Raw genomic sequence first — 16,610 nt, forward strand, 5'->3', positions numbered from 1 at the left:
TTGCTCGATCCGCAGATGCAAAAAGGCCGCTCATCATGAGCGGCCTTTTTCAATTTGGTGGCCCCTGGGGGACTTGAACCCACGACCAATCGATTATGAGTCGACTGCTCTGACCAACTGAGCTAAGGGGCCAAATTGTGCGTTTAGCGGCGTGGATTATAGGGGAAGAGGAAAGGGCAGTCTATAGGCATATCAACCACTTGGCGACTAATTGTCCAGGTCGATAGAGGGTGCAAAGCGGGTCGCAAGGGTAAATGCCAGACAAAACAAAGCCCCGCATGGCGGGGCTTTGGCAGAGCAGTTTGACACAGGGTCAGGACTATTCGTCCAGGAAGCTGCGCAGCACTTCCGAGCGGCTCGGGTGGCGCAGTTTACGCAGTGCCTTGGCTTCGATCTGACGAATACGCTCACGGGTAACGTCGAACTGTTTGCCCACTTCCTCTAGGGTGTGGTCAGTGTTCATGTCGATACCGAAACGCATCCGCAGTACCTTGGCTTCGCGGGCGGTCAGGCCAGCCAGCACTTCGCGGGTGGCGTTGCGCAGGCTTTCGCTGGTCGCGGCATCCGCTGGCAGAGCCAGGGTGGTATCTTCGATAAAGTCGCCCAAGTGGGAATCTTCATCATCACCGATGGGCGTCTCCATGGAGATAGGCTCTTTGGCGATTTTCAGTACCTTGCGGATCTTGTCTTCCGGCATGCCCATACGCATGGCCAGCTCTTCCGGGTTCGGTTCACGACCCATCTCCTGCAGCATCTGACGGGAGATACGGTTGAGCTTGTTGATGGTCTCGATCATGTGCACCGGGATACGGATAGTACGGGCCTGATCCGCGATGGAGCGGGTAATGGCCTGACGGATCCACCAGGTAGCATAGGTCGAGAACTTGTAGCCACGACGGTATTCAAACTTGTCTACCGCCTTCATCAGACCGATGTTGCCCTCCTGGATCAGATCCAGGAACTGCAGACCACGGTTGGTGTATTTCTTGGCGATAGAGATAACCAGACGCAAGTTGGCCTCAACCATCTCTTTCTTCGCACGGCGGGCCTTGGCCTCACCGATGCTCATGCGACGGTTTATATCCTTGATCTGGGCAATCGACAGACCGGTCTCTTCTTCAATCTGCTGCAGCTTGCCGATGGCGCGCTGAATATCCTCGTCCATTTCAACCAGACGGGGAGACCAGGCTTTGCCAGCCTGCTTCTGGTATTCAAACCAGGCAGTTTCACACTCGTTGTTGGTGAAGGCTGCGACGAAGGTTTTCTTCGGCATCTTGGCCTGCTCAACGCAGAGCTTCATGATGATGCGTTCCTGCACGCGGACGCGCTCCATCATTTCACGCATGTTGTTGACTAGGCGATCGAACTGCTTGGGCATCAGGCGGAATTGACGGAATACATCGGCCAGCTGGGCAATGGCGGCCTGGGTATCTTCGTGCGCGCGACCATTCTTCTGAATGGAGAGGCGGGTCACTTCATACTGGGCACGCAGTTCGCCAAACTTCTCGCGAGCGACTTCCGGATCTGGACCACCGTCACCGTCGTCGTCAGAGCTGTCGCCATCTTCGTCTTCGTCTTCTTCGTCTTCTTCATCTTCGTCGGCCAGATCGTCTTCGCCGAGCTCGGAACCGATATGCGTGGCGGTAGGTGCCATGTCTTCAGTTTCGTTCGGGTCAATAAAGCCAGAGATGATGTCAGAGAGACGGAGCTGCTCGGCTTCATACTTGTCGTACTGTTCGAGCAGGTAAGTAATTGCTTCAGGGTACTCGGCTACGGAGCTTTGTACCTGGTTGATACCGTCTTCGATCCGCTTGGCGATGTCGATTTCGCCTTCACGGGTCAGCAGTTCGACGGTACCCATTTCCCGCATGTACATGCGGACGGGATCGGTCGTGCGACCAATCTCAGATTCAACAGATGCCAGAGCCTGGGCCGCTGCTTCGGCAGCGTCCTCATCGGCGGTACCACCTTCAGCCATGATAAGGTCATCGGCATCCGGAGCGTTTTCAACCACTTGAATGCCCATATCGTTGATCATCTGAATGATGTCTTCGATCTGGTCTGAATCGACAATGTCTTGCGGGAGGTGATCGTTCACCTCGGCATAGGTCAGGTAGCCCTGTTCTTTACCTTTGGCAACGAGGAGTTTAAGCTGAGACTGCGGGGTTTGCTCCATAGAACTCATCCGGTTGGTGTTGCTAGGTTGCGCGTACAGTGCGCTGCTGCGCAAATAGCCAATTCTAATAGAAAACCGCCAGACATGCTATGTCTGGTTGCGGCGTCGGTCATGAGAAACCCCTGCCCGCAGTATTGTCGGGGCCAGGCGGTTATAAAAATTTTGCTTTTCATCCCGTCGATTCGGGCAACGCTATCCATATTGGGACTAATCACTCAAATATCAAGCCCCACTCTCATTTCTTTTCTCAATTTGCACCTCTCTTATCAGCATCATCAGCTCTTGGGTTTCTTCGGAGCTTAGTCCTTCCTGAGCCACTTTGGCCTGCAATTCTTCGATCCGCTGTTTCAGAAACTGGTTGATGAAGCCGACGAAGGTGTCCTGCAATTCTCCCAGAATATCCGGCTCTTGATCGAGTTTGATCTCCTCGAACAGGTCGTGCATGGCCAGTTGAGCAAGGATCTCTCCCTCCTTGGTACCACGCCAGTGTTCCAGCAGGATACCGGTTGTGATACCGGGCTGTGCCAGGATCTGCTGGTGCAGTTGCAGCAGGAACTTGATGCCCTGTACGCGTAGTCCGGCCAATTCCGGCATGGGGGGAAGCTCAGCCGTTACTGCCGGATATTGCACCATCAGTGCCAGAGCACGCCGCAGTGGCGTCAGCTTGGCTGCCTTGGGTTTGTTTACCTCGGCCTTGGGTTGACTGTTGCGGGCAAAGAGCTCGGCGATGCGTTGTTTGTTCTCGCCCCAACGCATCATGCTGGATAGGCGGGTGATCAGCCCTTCGCGGGTAAACCCTTCCGGTACGCGGCGAATAAGTTCGGCGGCCTTGTTGGCCACTTCAAACTTGCCTGCCTCACCGGAGAGGGCAGCATCTCGCCCGAGACGCTCGAACATGAAGTCGGCGAATGGCTGGGCTTCATCGAGCAGGGCTTCGAAGCCCTCCTTGCCGATCTGACGAACCAGCGAGTCGGGATCCTCGCCATCGGGCAGGAACACGAACTTCAGCTCGCGGCCATCCTGCAGATGAGGGAGGGCATTATCCAGCGCGCGCCAGGCGGCTTCACGACCGGCGTTGTCACCGTCGTAGCAGCAGACTACCTCGGCGGTGGTGCGAAACAGGGTGTGGATATGGTCGCTGGTCGTTGCAGTACCCAGCGCCGCCACCGCATAGTCGATGTCGTACTGACCGAGTGCCACCACATCCATGTAGCCTTCCACCACCAGGATCCGGCGTGGATCCTTGTGTGCCTGCTTCACCTCGTAGAGACCGAACAGCTCCCGCCCTTTATGGAAGATGGGGGTCTCCGGCGAGTTCAGGTATTTGGGGGTGCCATCACCCAGCACCCGACCACCGAAACCGATGACCCGGCCACGCTTGTCACGGATCGGGAACATGATGCGATCGCGGAAACGATCATAACTGCCCGGGCCATTGTCACGGGTGATCAGCATGCCGCCCGAGATAAGCAACTGCTCGTGATCCCGGCTGGCACCAAAGCGGCGGCGCACCTGATCCCAGTCGCTGGGTGCATAACCGATGTTGAAGCGCTTGACTACTTCGCCGGTCAGGCCACGTCCCTTGAGGTACTCCACCGCGTGGGGGGCACTCTTGAGATTGCTCTCGTAGAAGCGGGCAATCTGGTTCATCAACTCGAACAGATCCTTGCTGACGGCGGGCTGGGAGCTTGCCGAGCCACCGATGCTCTGCTCGCGAGGAACCTGCATGCCCTGCATGCTGGCGAGCTCTTCGATGGCATCGGGAAATTCGAGGCCGTCGTATTCCATGATAAAGCCGATGGCGTTACCGTGGGCGCCACAACCGAAACAGTGGTAGAACTGCTTCTCCTGGCTGACGGTAAAAGAGGGGCTTTTTTCGTTATGAAAAGGGCAGCAAGCCTGGTAATTCTTACCGGCTTTTTTCAGCCGCACTCGCGAGTCGATCAGCTCGACTATGTCTGTGCGTACGAGCAGATCGTCGATAAAGGATTGGGGGATCCTGCCTGCCATAACCGTCCTGTTTCATTGCGGAGAAAATAAAAAAGCCGCGCATTCCAAGGGAAGCACGGCTTCTTCGACCAAACAAGAGAGTTGCCTGTTACGCCAAGCGGGTTTTCACCTGAGCACTGACGGCGCCGACATCGGCACGCCCCTGAATTTTCGGCTTCAAAACAGCCATGACCTTGCCCATATCAGCCATGACGGCAGCACCACTTTCAGTGATGGCTTGCTCGATCAGGGCAGCAATTTCATCTGCGGTCAGCTGTTGTGGCAGGAATTCCTGCAACACAACGATCTCGGCGGACTCTTTGTCGGCGAGATCCTGGCGACCGGCAGCTTCAAATTGGCTGATGGAATCGCGGCGCTGTTTGACCATTTTGGTCACGACAGCGAGGATATCCTCATCATTCAGCTCGATACGGGTATCAACTTCACGTTGCTTGATTTCTGCCATCAACAAGCGGATCGCTCCCAGACGTGCCTTATCTTTGGCAAGCATGGCGAGTTTTTGCTGATCCTTGAGTTGATCCTTCAGAGACACGGCAATATCTCCCGATTAGTACAGGCGGATACGACGTGCGTTTTCGCGAGACAGCTTCTTGGCGTGACGCTTGACAGCAGACGCTTTGGCGCGCTTACGAATGGTAGTCGGCTTCTCGTAGAACTCACGGCTACGAACTTCGGACAGGATACCGGCTTTTTCGCAAGAACGCTTGAAACGACGCAGAGCAACGTCAAACGGCTCATTTTCACGGACTTTGATTACTGGCATGTGCCTTTCACCTCAGTGATAAATTGTTAGCTGACCTTCAATCGATCAGCATGTCTTAAAATGGTGCGAAATTATACTCTGGACAGGGAATGAAAGTAAACCCGCAGAGATCGCTCTGGTTTAAAAAACCCGCGAAGGTTACCATAGCCGTCTCATTTTAGCAGTGAAATTTTTTAGCAATGCGTGTATTGGGCATAGAGACATCCTGTGACGAAACCGGGATCGCGATCTTCGACGATCAAAAAGGGATCCTTTCCCATCAGTTATACAGCCAAGTCAAGCTGCATGCGGACTACGGTGGCGTTGTCCCCGAGCTCGCCAGCCGGGATCATGTTCGCAAGACGATCCCGTTGATCCAGGCCGCATTGCAAGAGGCGGGACTGGGCAAGGATGACATCGACGGTATCGCGTATACTGCGGGGCCGGGTCTGGTTGGCGCCATTCTGGTGGGCGCCACTATTGGTCGTTCGCTGGCGATGGCATGGAACAAGCCTGCTATCGCCGTCCACCATATGGAAGGTCACCTGCTGGCCCCTATGCTGGAAGAGAAAGCTCCCGAGTTCCCCTTCGTGGCGCTGCTGGTATCCGGTGGTCACTCCATGCTGGTACGGGTTGATGGCATCGGCAGTTATCAGCTGTTGGGCGAATCCATCGACGATGCCGCTGGCGAAGCGTTCGACAAGACCGCCAAGCTGATGGGGCTGGACTATCCAGGTGGTCCGCTGCTCTCCCGTCTGGCCGAGAAGGGCACTACCGGGCGCTTCCACTTCCCCCGTCCCATGACTGATCGCCCCGGGCTCGACATGAGCTTCTCCGGCCTCAAGACCTTCACCGCCAACACCATCGCCGCCAATGGTGATGATGAGCAGACCCGTGCCGATATCGCTCGGGCGTTTGAAGATGCGGTGGTCGATACCCTGGCCATCAAGTGCCGTCGTGCTTTGAAAGAGACCGGTCTTAAGCGTCTGGTGGTTGCTGGCGGCGTCAGTGCCAACCGTCATCTGCGTGCCCAGCTGGCAGAATTGATGGAGAGCCTCAAGGGTGAGGTGTTCTATCCGCGCACTGAATATTGCACCGATAACGGCGCCATGATCGCCTACGCCGGTATGCAGCGCCTGAAAGCGGGCGTGTTTGAGCCGTTGGCAGTCAAAGCCGTGCCGCGCTGGCCGCTGGATACCCTGGATCCGGTCTGATCCGACGGATCCCGCCTTCTGGTGTGGTGGTGAGTACCATGGTGGCCTATCGCTCCTGCAATCCGGCAACGATGGTTATAGCGCCGCTGGCACGCCGTGGTGGTGTCTGCTGTCGCCGTGGTTGAGCCATCCGGATAAGAGGTCAGGCCTCTCGCAGCCAGACAGCCAAGCACAGAGTAAAGAGATAAAAAAATCCCCGCCAACTGGCGGGGATTTTTATTTGGCGATCGGCAGGCTATGAATTACAGCAGGATGCCGCCGAAGAAGAAGCCCAGTGCCACGGCGATGGCGATGGTGGCGGTGCCCGGTACGAAGAAGGGATGGTTGAAGACCGCCTTACCGATACGGGTGGAACCGGTGTCGTCCATCTCTACCGCAGCCAGCAGGGTCGGGTAGGTCGGCAGTACAAACAGGGCGCTCACGGCTGCGAAAGAGGCAATCGCAGTCAGCGGGCTGACACCCAGTGCCAGTGCGGCAGGCATCAACGCTTTGGTGGTGGCGCCTTGTGAATAGAGCAGCATGGCAGCGAAGAACAGCACCACGGCCAGCAGCCAGGAGTACTGGTTCAGCAGGTCGCCAGCGATCAGCTGGATGGTGTCCATGTTGCCTTTAACGAAGACGTTACCCAGCCAGGCCACACCCAGTACGCAGATACAGGCGGACATACCGGACTTGAAGGTCGGCATGTTGGTCACTTGAGTAGCGTCCAGTTTGCACACCAAGGTCATGATGGTGGCCGCGGCCAGCATGATGCCCATGATGGCGCCGTCACGGGGGATCGGCGGGTTGGTGATCAGGCCTACTTTACCGGAGATGGCAGTGGCATAAGCCATGACAGCAACGATGGCGGCGATGAAGATCCAGACCGACAGTTTGGCGTACGGTTTGATCTCGAGCTTGGTAGTACCACGCAGTTTGATCAGGCCCTTGGCTTTACGCTCCAGATAGACTTCGTCCTGCTCCAGCGGCTTGCCCATCATGTTGGCAATGAAGGCGCCCAGGATACAGGCCAGGAAGGTAGAGGGGATGCAGATGGCCAGCAGGGTCAGGTAGTCAACACCAAACGGCTCGAGCATGCCGGAGAAGGCAACCACAGCGGCAGAGATCGGGGAGGCTGTGATGGCGATCTGGGAGGCGACAACCGCGATGGAGAGCGGACGGGATGGGCGGATCCCTTGCTCTTTGGCCACTTCAGCGATCACCGGCAGGGTGGAGAAGGCGGTATGACCGGTACCGGCCAGCATGGTCATCAGATAGGTAACCACCGGAGCGGCGAAGGTGATGTATTTGGGGTTCTTGCGCAGCGCTTTTTCTGCCAGGAAGACCAGATAGTCCATCCCGCCAGCCAGTTGCATACAGGCGATGGCGCAGATGACGGACGCGATGATCATGATCACATCCCAAGGGATGTAGCTGACTAGTTGATCGCTCGGGATGGGCATGCCCAGACCCCACGTCAATACCAGTACCCCCAGACCACCGGCAAAGCCGATGCCGATACTGCCTATCCGGGCCCCCAGATAGATAGCGGCGAGCACGACAAGTAACTCGATTCCAATCATAGCGATAACTCCATTTTTTAGTTTTTGGTTTTTATTTGGCAAAAAGCCAATTCCCGATCGGGCTGGGGATAAAGACCAATCGGGAACTGACTTTATGGGCCGGGAAGATCCCGGCCCACACTCGCTTATACGGCAGCTTCGCGGGTGAAACGCTTGGCTTTGTATTGCGGGTTCATCAGGTTCTCGATGGAGAGAATTTCGTCCAGCTGCTCGGCGCTCAGCAGACCGCGCTCAAGAACGACTTCACGGACGTTCTTGCCGGTCTGGGCACAGATCTTGCCGACGATATCCCCTTCGTGGTGGCCGATGAAGGGGTTCAGGTAGGTCACTATACCGATGGAGTTCAGCACGTGATTCATGCAGATTTCCGGGTTGGCGGTGATACCTTCCACGCACTTCTCGCGCAGGGAAATACAGGCTTTTTCCATCAGGCTCAGGGATTCGAACATCGCCTGACCAATCACGGGCTCCATGACGTTCAGCTGCAGCTGACCGGCTTCGGCGGCGAAGGTGATGGTGATGTCGTTACCGAATACCTTGAAGCAGGATTGGTTGACCACTTCCGGGATAACCGGGTTGACCTTGGCCGGCATGATGGAGGAACCCGCCTGCATTTCCGGCAGGTTGATCTCTTTCAGTGCAGTGCGCGGGCCGGAGGAGAGCAGACGCAGGTCGTTACAGATCTTGGACAGTTTCATGGCCAGACGCTTGATGGCGCCGTGCAGCATGACGTAGGCGCCACAGTCTGAGGTCGCTTCGATCAGGTCTTCTGCCGGCACATAGGCACGACCGGTGATCTCGGCCAGACGCTTGATGGCCAGTGCAGAGTACTCGGGCGGAGTGTTCAGACCGGTACCGATGGCGGTCGCGCCCAGGTTCACTTCCAGCAGCAGCTCCTGGCAACGCTTGATGGATTTGATCTCTTCACGCAGGGTCACGGCGAACGCGTGGAACTCCTGACCCAGGGTCATCGGGACTGCATCTTGCAGTTGGGTACGGCCCATCTTCAGGATGTTTTTGAACTCTTTCGCTTTGGCATCGAATGCCGCGATCAGGTGCTCCAGCGCGTGCAGAGTCACGTCAGTGCTGTTGACCACAGCAACGCGGAAACCGGTCGGGTAGGCATCGTTGGTGGACTGGCACTTGTTGACGTGGTCGTTCGGGTTGATGACGTCGTAACGGCCTTTCTCCAGACCCATGATTTCCAGGGCGATGTTGGCCAGTACTTCGTTGGTGTTCATGTTGACGGAGGTGCCGGCACCACCCTGGTAAACGTCGACCGGGAACTGGTCGAAGCATTTTCCGGTGTTCAGCATCAGGTCGCAGGCTTCTACGATCTTGTCAGCAATTTCAGGACGGATGGTACCCAGTTCACCGTTTGCCAGCGCAGCGGCCTTCTTGGTCAGCACCATACCGCGGACGAATTCCGGAACGTCAGAAATCTTCTGAGAGCTGATCTTGAAGTTCTCGACAGCGCGCAGGGTGTGCACACCGTAGTAGAGATCATTGGAAACTTCTTTGGTGCCCAGCAGGTCTTCTTCAATGCGGACGTTCTTGATGTCGCTCATTGTAATGCCTCAGAAATCAGATAAATGGAAAAATCCTCACCGAGTGGTCGCGAGTTCCTTGCGCACAGCTCATCCTGAAGCACCACACATCGAGTGGGGCGGTTGGGAGAATGACCTCCCGAAAAACTAATCAATATACTACTCCAATTGAGGTATCGGTTATTAGAGGTGGATCACTAAATTTGCGACATTTTCAAATTACTTTGAGGAAAGTACACATATGTTAAGAAGTTTTTATCATGATGATTTTTATAAGTTTTTGTGACTTTTTGCTGATTTTTTAGATTGCTGATGACGTAGGAGTCAGTTGACCAACTTGAAAATAGGGGGGCTGCCCCCATTTATTCAGAGCAGAAAGTGGTGATGACGGGGCGGCAAAATCGCCTCTGACCATCGTTGGATGGGCGCTACTTTTTCTCAATTTACCGGTGCTGGAGTGGATATGGGCAAGTTGTTTTTGTTGTTGGTGGGTCTGGTTGTGCTGGAGCTCACCGTGATGATCGAGGTCGGCTCGGTAATCGGGGCGCTGCCGACTGTCGGCTTGCTCATCCTGACTGCGGTATTGGGCTCCTCGCTGGTGCGCAGTGAAGGGATCAAAACCCTGTTCAGCGCCCAGCAAAAGATGCAGATGGGCGAGATGCCGGGCCGCGAGGTGATGGGGGGCATGATGCTGGCGTTGGCCGGCTTGCTGCTGGTTATCCCGGGTTTCGTGACCGACATTTTCGGTGTGCTGTTGCTGCAACCCTGGCTGCGTAACAAACTGGCTGACAAGCTGATCGGCAGCAGCCAGTTCCGGATGCAGATGGGCGGTTTCCAGCCTACTCAATCGCCGTTTGGCAACGCACCGTCCGATGATCATCTGGGGAACGCCAAGCAGGGCGGCACCACCATCGAAGGCGAATTTGAGCGCAAAGAGTAATCGACGAGACGAAAACCCGAGGCGAGTGACTGAATCAGGGTTTGCCCTGATGGCACAAGGCCTCGAAGCGGTGTCGGGCATACCACCATGCGAGGGTGCCCGCCGCCAGATTGGCCAGCAGTATTCCCATATATATCCCCTGTTCTCCCCCCAGCTTTGCCCCCAGCCAGGCTCCTGGCAACAGAAAACCAAACAGTCGCAATCCGTTGAACAAGAACGAAATACTGGATGCTCGCACGCCATTTAGCGCCGAGGCCAGCAGCATCACCATGCCCTGAAAGCCGTAACCGATCGGCACCAGATGCAGATAGAGAATGATGAGGCGAATGACCTGCGGATGATCGCTGAACAGGTTGGCGATGAGTGGCGCCAGTAGCCAGGTCAGGCCATAGATGGCGAGCTGGAACAGCAGGGCAAAGCGCAGGCAGCTCTGAAGTGCGGCTTTGGCGCGGGCCGGATTGCCGGCGCCGCAGTTTTGCGAGATGAAAGGGGCCAGTACGGAGGCAAGGGCCATCATCACAATCAGCAGCAGCGCCTCGACCCGCGACGCGGCACCATAAGCAGCCACCACCTCGGTACCCAGTCCTGCAAAGATCGTCATCAGCACCGCATTGGCCAGGGGGTTGAGCATATTGGTAAAAGAGGCAGGGACGGCGACATGGAGTAACGCCCGCCAGTGGGTCAGCAACCGGGCCCGCGGCGAGAGGCGCCACAGCAGCAAGCCCTCCCGATGACGCAGGATATAGAGGCTGACCAGCATCGCCATCAACCAGGAGATAGAAGTCGCGATGGCGGCCCCACGGATCCCCCATTCGGGAAAGGGGCCGATGCCGAAGATCAACAGAGGATCCAGCACCCCGTTGACCAACCCGGCTACGGCCATCACCAGACTGGGGGTTTTGGTATCGCCGGTCGCCCGTATAGCGGCATTGCCCACCATGGGCAGCACCAGCATGGGGACGGTGAGATACCAGATCAGCATGTAGTCATGGATGAGGGAGATAAGCTCGGCACTGGCCCCCAGCAGAGTAAACAGGGGATTGATGGTGAGAGCGCCCCCCGCGGAGAGCAGGGCCACCATGATCACCGCCAGAAACAGGCTGTCGGTGGCGAGATGGGCTGCCTCATCGTGTTTGCCCTGCCCCAGGGTATGACCGATCACCGCTGACAATCCGGCGCCCAATCCCATCGCCAGCGAGGTAACCACAAAAGTGACGGGAAAGGTAAAGCTGATGGCGGCCAGAGCTTCGGTTCCCAGCATACCGATAAAAAAGGTATCGACCAGATTGAAGGCCAGAATGGCGATGATGCCGAAGATCATGGGGCCCGTCATCTGGCGCAGTACGACCGGAATAGGGGCTGTCAGCATGGGGTTGGTGCGGGTCAAAGGCTCGTCTCTACAGCTGGCTTTGAAGGTTCTTGCATGGAAACTGGGCGGCTTGAACCGACCTTGCACCAGAGTGCGGACATGGCTGAACCATCGAAGATGTTTATAGTACGTGAAAAAATTTTTTTTGTATTTGCCCTTGAAGGGTTAGCAACTCTGCCCCACATCAGGGACATATCCGATTTGGCCTGGAACGGCCATTCCTCAAAGCAACAATGAGACTCATTTTGGGAGAGTTATCGATGAAAATTCGTCCACTGCACGACCGCGTCATCATCAAGCGCATCGAAGCTGAAGCCAAATCTGCCGGCGGTATCGTCTTGACTGGTACTGCGGCCCAGAAGTCCACCCGTGGTGAAGTGCTTGCCGTGGGGACTGGTCGCATCCTGGATAATGGCGAAGTCAAAGCGCTGGCCGTGAAGGTTGGTGACAAAGTTATCTTCAACGAAGGCTACGGTGTGAAGACCGAGAAGCTGGATGGTCAGGACGTCCTGATCCTCTCCGAAACCGACATCCTGGCGATTGTCGAAGAGTAATCCATCCTCCTTTTCCCCGAATTGATTTAAGGATTGAAGAAAAATGGCAGCTAAAGACGTTAAGTTTGGTAACGAAGCCCGCATCAAGATGCTGGAAGGCGTAAACATCCTGGCTGATGCCGTCAAGGTGACTCTGGGCCCGAAAGGCCGCAACGTGGTGCTGGACAAGTCCTTCGGCGCCCCGACCATCACTAAAGATGGTGTTTCTGTTGCGCGCGAAATCGAGCTGGAAGACAAGTTCCAGAACATGGGCGCCCAGATGGTCAAGGAAGTGGCTTCCAAGGCGAACGATGCCGCCGGTGACGGTACCACTACTGCAACCGTTCTGGCTCAGGCAATCGTCAACGAAGGTCTGAAAGCCGTTGCCGCCGGTATGAACCCGATGGATCTGAAGCGCGGTATCGACAAGGCCGTTGTGGCTGCTGTTGCCGAGCTGCAAGCGCTGTCCCAGCCGTGCACTGACAGCAATGCCATCGCTCAGGTAGGCACCATCTCCGCCAACTCCGACGAGAAAGTGGGCAAGCTGATTGCTGAAGCCATGGACAAAGTGGGTCGCGATGGCGTCATCACCGTTGAAGATGGTCAGGGTCTGGAAGATGAGCTGGCAGTTGTTGAAGGTATGCAGTTCGACCGCGGCTACCTGTCCCCCTACTTCATCAACAAGCAAGAGACCGGTTCCGTTGAACTGGACGACCCGTTCATCCTGCTGGTTGACAAGAAAGTCTCCAACATCCGCGAAATGCTGCCGGTGCTGGAAGGTGTTGCCAAAGCTGGCAAGCCGCTGCTGATTGTTGCCGAAGACGTAGAAGGCGAAGCGCTGGCCACTCTGGTGGTCAACACCATGCGCGGTATCGTGAAAGTGGCTGCCGTCAAGGCGCCGGGCTTCGGTGACCGTCGCAAAGCCATGCTGCAGGATATCGCTGTACTGACTGGCGGTACTGTCATCTCCGAAGAAGTTGGCATGGAGCTGGAAAAAGCGACTCTGGAAGATCTGGGTCGTGCCAAGCGCATCGTCATCACCAAAGAGAACACCACCATCATCGATGGCGTGGGTGATGCCGGTGTGATCGAAGGCCGTGTTGCCCAGATCCGTCAGCAGATCGAAGAGACCTCTTCCGACTACGATCGTGAGAAGCTGCAAGAGCGCGTAGCCAAGCTGGCTGGCGGTGTTGCCGTGATCAAGGTTGGCGCAGCCACCGAAGTCGAGATGAAAGAGAAGAAAGCCCGCGTTGAAGATGCACTGCACGCTACCCGCGCCGCGGTTGAAGAAGGTGTGGTTGCCGGTGGTGGTGTCGCGCTGGTTCGCGTTGCAGCCAAACTGGCTGGTCTGCGCGGTGACAACGAAGACCAGAACGTCGGTATCAAGGTTGCCCTGCGCGCCATGGAAGCCCCGCTGCGTCAAATCGTCATCAACGCCGGTGAAGAAGCCTCCGTCATTGCCAATGCAGTGAAGAACGGCGAAGGCAACTTCGGTTACAACGCTTACAGCGAACAGTATGGCGACATGCTGGCCATGGGTATCCTGGATCCGACCAAGGTAACCCGTTCCGCCCTGCAGTTTGCCTCTTCCATCGCCGGTCTGATGATCACCACCGAGTGCATGGTCACCGAACTGCCGAAGAAAGATACCCCTGCTATGCCTGACATGGGCGGCATGGGTGGCATGGGCATGATGTAATCATCCCCCTTGTTCTGTTTGACAAACGGCTCGCTCAAGGCGAGCCGTTTTTTTATATCTGGCTAAACTGAGTCTGTTGAGACAGCAAATCTGGGGGCGATATGAAAATGTTTGGTTGGCTGACACTACTGTGTTCATTGATCATCATGCCGGTGATGGCTGCTGAGGCGCTGACTGGGCCGGTGATCCTGAAAGTGGGTGGCAACATCAGGTCGGCAGACGAAGTTGATGGCAAGGTGTTGTTTGATCTGGCCAAACTGCAGGCTTTGCCGCAACATGAGATAGTGACCGGCAACCCGTGGGTAGATAAGCCGCACACCTACAGAGGCCCAAAATTGGCCGATGTATTGACTGCAGTCGGTGCGGATGGCAAGACCATTACGTTGACGGCGCTGAACAGTTTCCAGATCCGCATTGAATGGGACAAGGTTGCCAAATACGAGCCCATTCTCGCATGGGAAGACAATGGTGCTGTCATGCGGGTGCGTGACAAGGGGCCGGTCTGGTTTATGCTGCCTCTTGATCAATATCCGGAATTGAAGCGATCCGAATATACCGACATGATGATTTGGCAGCTGGATTTGATAGACATTCAGCACTGATAAAAACCGCACGGGAGCATGGGGTGAAAGGAAAGACCAAGGCGTGGCCACTGCTCGTCATTCTGTATGTATCCATCCTGTCGTTTACCGGGAGCACCCTCTATTGCCTGATGCAGATCCAGAATGCGACCAGAGCGATGGAGAAATACACCTATGATGTCTCCTGGGCGCTGATGCAGTTGCAGCTGGAGCTCGGGCGTTTCCTCAATGCGGTAGAGGTCTATCACTATGGCGGGATTGATCATGACACCTTGATGTTGCGTTATGACATTCTCTGGAGCAGAACGCCCATACTGTTGAGCGGCCAGCTGCGCAAGAGCATGCAGGACAAGCAGAAAACCTTGCGTCTGGTGCAGCTGATTGAAACCAATATTCGTCAAATAGAGCCCGACATCACCAAGTTGCAAAGCGGGGCATCTGACTATCAGCAGATCATGATGCGCCTTGCCCCGCTGCAAGAGCCGCTCTCCTACTCCCTCGCTTCTGTGATGCAGAAGAACATTAACGTCTATTCCGAGAACGATCGCTATTTTGGCCAATTACGCAATGCCTTGTTGCTGATGGTCTCCGGTTTGGTCATGTCAGTGCTGCTGCTCAGCATGCTGCTTATATATGAAGGGCGTCGCCATTTCAGAGCAGCCAGACGGGATCCGCTGACCGGGTTGTCCAATCGGGTTGCTTTGCTGGAGCGGATGGAACTGTACGCCACACAGGAAGTGCCGTTTGGGCTGGTGCTGGTCGATATCAACGACTTCAGGGATATCAACAGCAAGTTTGGCTATGACACTGGTGATTATCTGCTTTGTGAGTTTGCCACCCGGATCCGAGTGCTCTGCGAAGAGGGCGAGTGGAGCGGACGTCTGGGGGGAGATCAATTTGCCATTATTCAGCGTGGCAGCAGCGATCTGCGTCAGGTCAGGGAGCTGGTAGCGCGATTGCTGCATGCTCTGAAGCAAGATATCGTCTATGACAACTATCCCTTCCGGCTCGAAGTCGGGATCGGAATTGCCTTCTATCCGATGGACAGCGACAAGACTCAGGAGTTGTTGAGTCGGGCGGAACAGGCCCTGTTCCATAGTCGCAAGACCCATGTCCCCTATGTGATTTACGATAACTCCCTGCTCAACGAGACGGCGCGGCGCAAACATCTGGCGTCGGACATGATCATGGCGCTGGAACACAATGCGTTGGAACTCTATTACCAGCCCATCGTCAATCTCGAGAGTGGCCGCTGTGAAGCTGTCGAGGCTCTGCTGCGTTGGCGGCATCCTGAGCTCGGTTTCATTCCGCCAAACGAAGTGATCATGGTGGCTGAGGAGTTCCAGCTTGCCGAACGGGTTGGGAGCTGGGTGCTGAACACAGCTTGCGAGCAGCTCTATCAGTGGCACCAGCTTGGTATGGTTGATCTGCAAATGTGTGTGAATATCTCGCCAGGCATGTACCAGCGTAATTTGCTCAAATTGGTGGCCAAGGCATTGATGGAGCACCACCTGCCTGCCCGTAGCCTGGTCCTGGAGGTCACGGAAGATACCACCATGCGGGAAGTGAAGAACTCGCTGCAACTGATGCAGGATCTCAATCAGCAGGGGGTACTGCTGGCATTAGACGATTTTGGGACTGGTTATTCCTCTTTGAGTTATCTGCAAAAGTTACCGGTCAGCAAGGTGAAGATCGACCGCTCCTTTATACAGGGCATTGACACTTCACTGGAGGCATCCGAACTGGTCGCCAATATTTGCCGGATGGGGTCGATGCTGGGCAAGAGTCTGGTGTGTGAAGGGATTGAGACACAGGCCCAGTTGGATGTGCTGCGATCCCTGACCGATATCCACTTGTATGGACAGGGCTATCTGTTCAGCCGACCGGAGCAGGCGGAGAAAATCTATCAGACCTTGTTGGAGATGGAGGAGCTTTGGCTGGCGCGTCAACAATCCGAAATGGCTTATATGAGTTGAGAGGGGGCTTGCCTGTCATCCGCCTCCAGAATGTGTGATTTAGCTCGAACTTTCTTCTTTTTGTTTGTTGTTTGAACGGTTGTGCGGTTTTATCAAAAAAACATGCAATTTAGCCTTGCCAGAAAGAATTCACTCCCTATAATGCGCCTCCATCGACAGGGCAAGCGGCAACGCAAGCAACCTCGTCGATAACCTCGAAAAGCCTTTGAAAATAAGGCTTGACTCGAGAAGGCGGTTGAGTAGAATTCCACTCCCGCAGCA

General features: G+C 55.7%; 13 protein-coding genes and 1 tRNA gene. 6 read left to right on the top strand and 8 right to left on the bottom strand.

The features are described from left to right. Positions 1–55: 55 nt before the first annotated feature. The 5 genes from OKC42_RS19130 to rpsU all read right to left on the bottom strand — a co-directional run bounded on the left by OKC42_RS19130 (position 56) and on the right by rpsU (position 4,949). Positions 56–132: transfer RNA gene (locus OKC42_RS19130), tRNA-Ile, on the bottom strand. Positions 133–319: 187 nt separating this feature from the next. Then, the gene (gene rpoD, locus OKC42_RS19135) at positions 320–2,215 is read right to left on the bottom strand and encodes an RNA polymerase sigma factor RpoD (protein WP_263718854.1); all 1,896 of its coding nucleotides are present in this window, start codon (positions 2,213–2,215) and stop codon (positions 320–322) included. 183 nt (positions 2,216–2,398) lie between these two features. After that, positions 2,399–4,186: a DNA primase gene (gene dnaG / locus OKC42_RS19140; protein WP_127008697.1), complete on the bottom strand. Its 1,788-nt coding sequence runs from the start codon at positions 4,184–4,186 to the stop codon at positions 2,399–2,401. 88 nt (positions 4,187–4,274) lie between these two features. Beyond that, on the bottom strand, positions 4,275–4,718 hold the full coding sequence (locus OKC42_RS19145) for a GatB/YqeY domain-containing protein (protein ID WP_005349081.1): 444 nt from the start codon (positions 4,716–4,718) through the stop codon (positions 4,275–4,277). Positions 4,719–4,733: 15 nt separating this feature from the next. Continuing rightward, the gene (rpsU, locus tag OKC42_RS19150) at positions 4,734–4,949 is read right to left on the bottom strand and encodes a 30S ribosomal protein S21 (protein WP_005309452.1); all 216 of its coding nucleotides are present in this window, start codon (positions 4,947–4,949) and stop codon (positions 4,734–4,736) included. Positions 4,950–5,128: 179 nt separating this feature from the next. On the opposite strand from rpsU, the gene tsaD reads away from it, so the two are divergent. Then, positions 5,129–6,142, top strand: a complete 1,014-nt coding sequence (tsaD, locus tag OKC42_RS19155; protein WP_005349085.1) for a tRNA (adenosine(37)-N6)-threonylcarbamoyltransferase complex transferase subunit TsaD — start codon at positions 5,129–5,131, stop codon at positions 6,140–6,142. Positions 6,143–6,384: 242 nt separating this feature from the next. Here tsaD and OKC42_RS19160 read toward each other — a convergent pair whose 3' ends face one another. Both OKC42_RS19160 and aspA read right to left on the bottom strand, forming a co-directional pair. Beyond that, on the bottom strand, positions 6,385–7,704 hold the full coding sequence (locus OKC42_RS19160; RefSeq protein WP_021229055.1) for an anaerobic C4-dicarboxylate transporter: 1,320 nt from the start codon (positions 7,702–7,704) through the stop codon (positions 6,385–6,387). Positions 7,705–7,829: 125 nt separating this feature from the next. After that, positions 7,830–9,272, bottom strand: coding sequence for an aspartate ammonia-lyase (aspA, locus tag OKC42_RS19165; protein ID WP_005340569.1), 1,443 nt, complete (start codon positions 9,270–9,272; stop codon positions 7,830–7,832). Between the two features lie 442 nt (positions 9,273–9,714). Between aspA and OKC42_RS19170 the strand changes: the two genes are divergently transcribed. Next, on the top strand, positions 9,715–10,191 hold the full coding sequence (locus OKC42_RS19170; RefSeq protein WP_139747103.1) for an FxsA family protein: 477 nt from the start codon (positions 9,715–9,717) through the stop codon (positions 10,189–10,191). Between the two features lie 34 nt (positions 10,192–10,225). Here the strand turns inward: OKC42_RS19170 and OKC42_RS19175 are convergent, their stop codons facing one another. Continuing rightward, on the bottom strand, positions 10,226–11,560 hold the full coding sequence (locus OKC42_RS19175) for an MATE family efflux transporter (RefSeq protein WP_270820650.1): 1,335 nt from the start codon (positions 11,558–11,560) through the stop codon (positions 10,226–10,228). Positions 11,561–11,820: 260 nt separating this feature from the next. Here OKC42_RS19175 and OKC42_RS19180 point away from each other — a divergent pair, with 260 nt between their 5' ends. The 4 genes from OKC42_RS19180 (at position 11,821) to OKC42_RS19195 (ending at position 16,349) form a co-directional block, all read left to right on the top strand. Continuing rightward, on the top strand, positions 11,821–12,114 hold the full coding sequence (locus OKC42_RS19180; protein ID WP_005340573.1) for a co-chaperone GroES: 294 nt from the start codon (positions 11,821–11,823) through the stop codon (positions 12,112–12,114). 43 nt (positions 12,115–12,157) lie between these two features. Then, a complete protein-coding gene (groL, locus tag OKC42_RS19185; RefSeq protein ID WP_127008701.1) occupies positions 12,158–13,792 on the top strand; it encodes a chaperonin GroEL in 1,635 nt (544 codons plus the stop codon). Between the two features lie 101 nt (positions 13,793–13,893). Next, positions 13,894–14,394: a molybdopterin-binding oxidoreductase gene (locus OKC42_RS19190; RefSeq protein WP_185900135.1), complete on the top strand. Its 501-nt coding sequence runs from the start codon at positions 13,894–13,896 to the stop codon at positions 14,392–14,394. A gap of 23 nt (positions 14,395–14,417) precedes the next feature. Then, positions 14,418–16,349 carry a putative bifunctional diguanylate cyclase/phosphodiesterase gene (locus tag OKC42_RS19195; protein ID WP_270820649.1) on the top strand — a complete coding sequence of 644 codons (1,932 nt, stop codon included), beginning with the start codon at positions 14,418–14,420 and terminating at the stop codon, positions 16,347–16,349. The last annotated feature ends 261 nt before the right edge of the window (positions 16,350–16,610 follow it).

The organism is Aeromonas sp. Y311-2, assembly GCF_027706025.1.
GTDB lineage: Bacteria > Pseudomonadota > Gammaproteobacteria > Enterobacterales > Aeromonadaceae > Aeromonas > Aeromonas veronii.

Bases quoted from the DNA above. Each gene is read 5' to 3' on its own strand.
- dnaG (WP_127008697.1), bottom strand. From the start codon at position 4,186: ATGGCAGGCAGGATCCCCCAATCCTTTATCGACGATCTGCTCGTACGC.
- rpsU (WP_005309452.1), bottom strand. From the start codon at position 4,949: ATGCCAGTAATCAAAGTCCGTGAAAATGAGCCGTTTGACGTTGCTCTG.
- tsaD (WP_005349085.1), top strand. From the start codon at position 5,129: ATGCGTGTATTGGGCATAGAGACATCCTGTGACGAAACCGGGATCGCG.
- OKC42_RS19160 (WP_021229055.1), bottom strand. From the start codon at position 7,704: ATGATTGGAATCGAGTTACTTGTCGTGCTCGCCGCTATCTATCTGGGG.
- aspA (WP_005340569.1), bottom strand. From the start codon at position 9,272: ATGAGCGACATCAAGAACGTCCGCATTGAAGAAGACCTGCTGGGCACC.
- OKC42_RS19170 (WP_139747103.1), top strand. From the start codon at position 9,715: ATGGGCAAGTTGTTTTTGTTGTTGGTGGGTCTGGTTGTGCTGGAGCTC.
- OKC42_RS19175 (WP_270820650.1), bottom strand. From the start codon at position 11,560: ATGCTGACAGCCCCTATTCCGGTCGTACTGCGCCAGATGACGGGCCCC.
- OKC42_RS19180 (WP_005340573.1), top strand. From the start codon at position 11,821: ATGAAAATTCGTCCACTGCACGACCGCGTCATCATCAAGCGCATCGAA.
- groL (WP_127008701.1), top strand. From the start codon at position 12,158: ATGGCAGCTAAAGACGTTAAGTTTGGTAACGAAGCCCGCATCAAGATG.
- OKC42_RS19190 (WP_185900135.1), top strand. From the start codon at position 13,894: ATGAAAATGTTTGGTTGGCTGACACTACTGTGTTCATTGATCATCATG.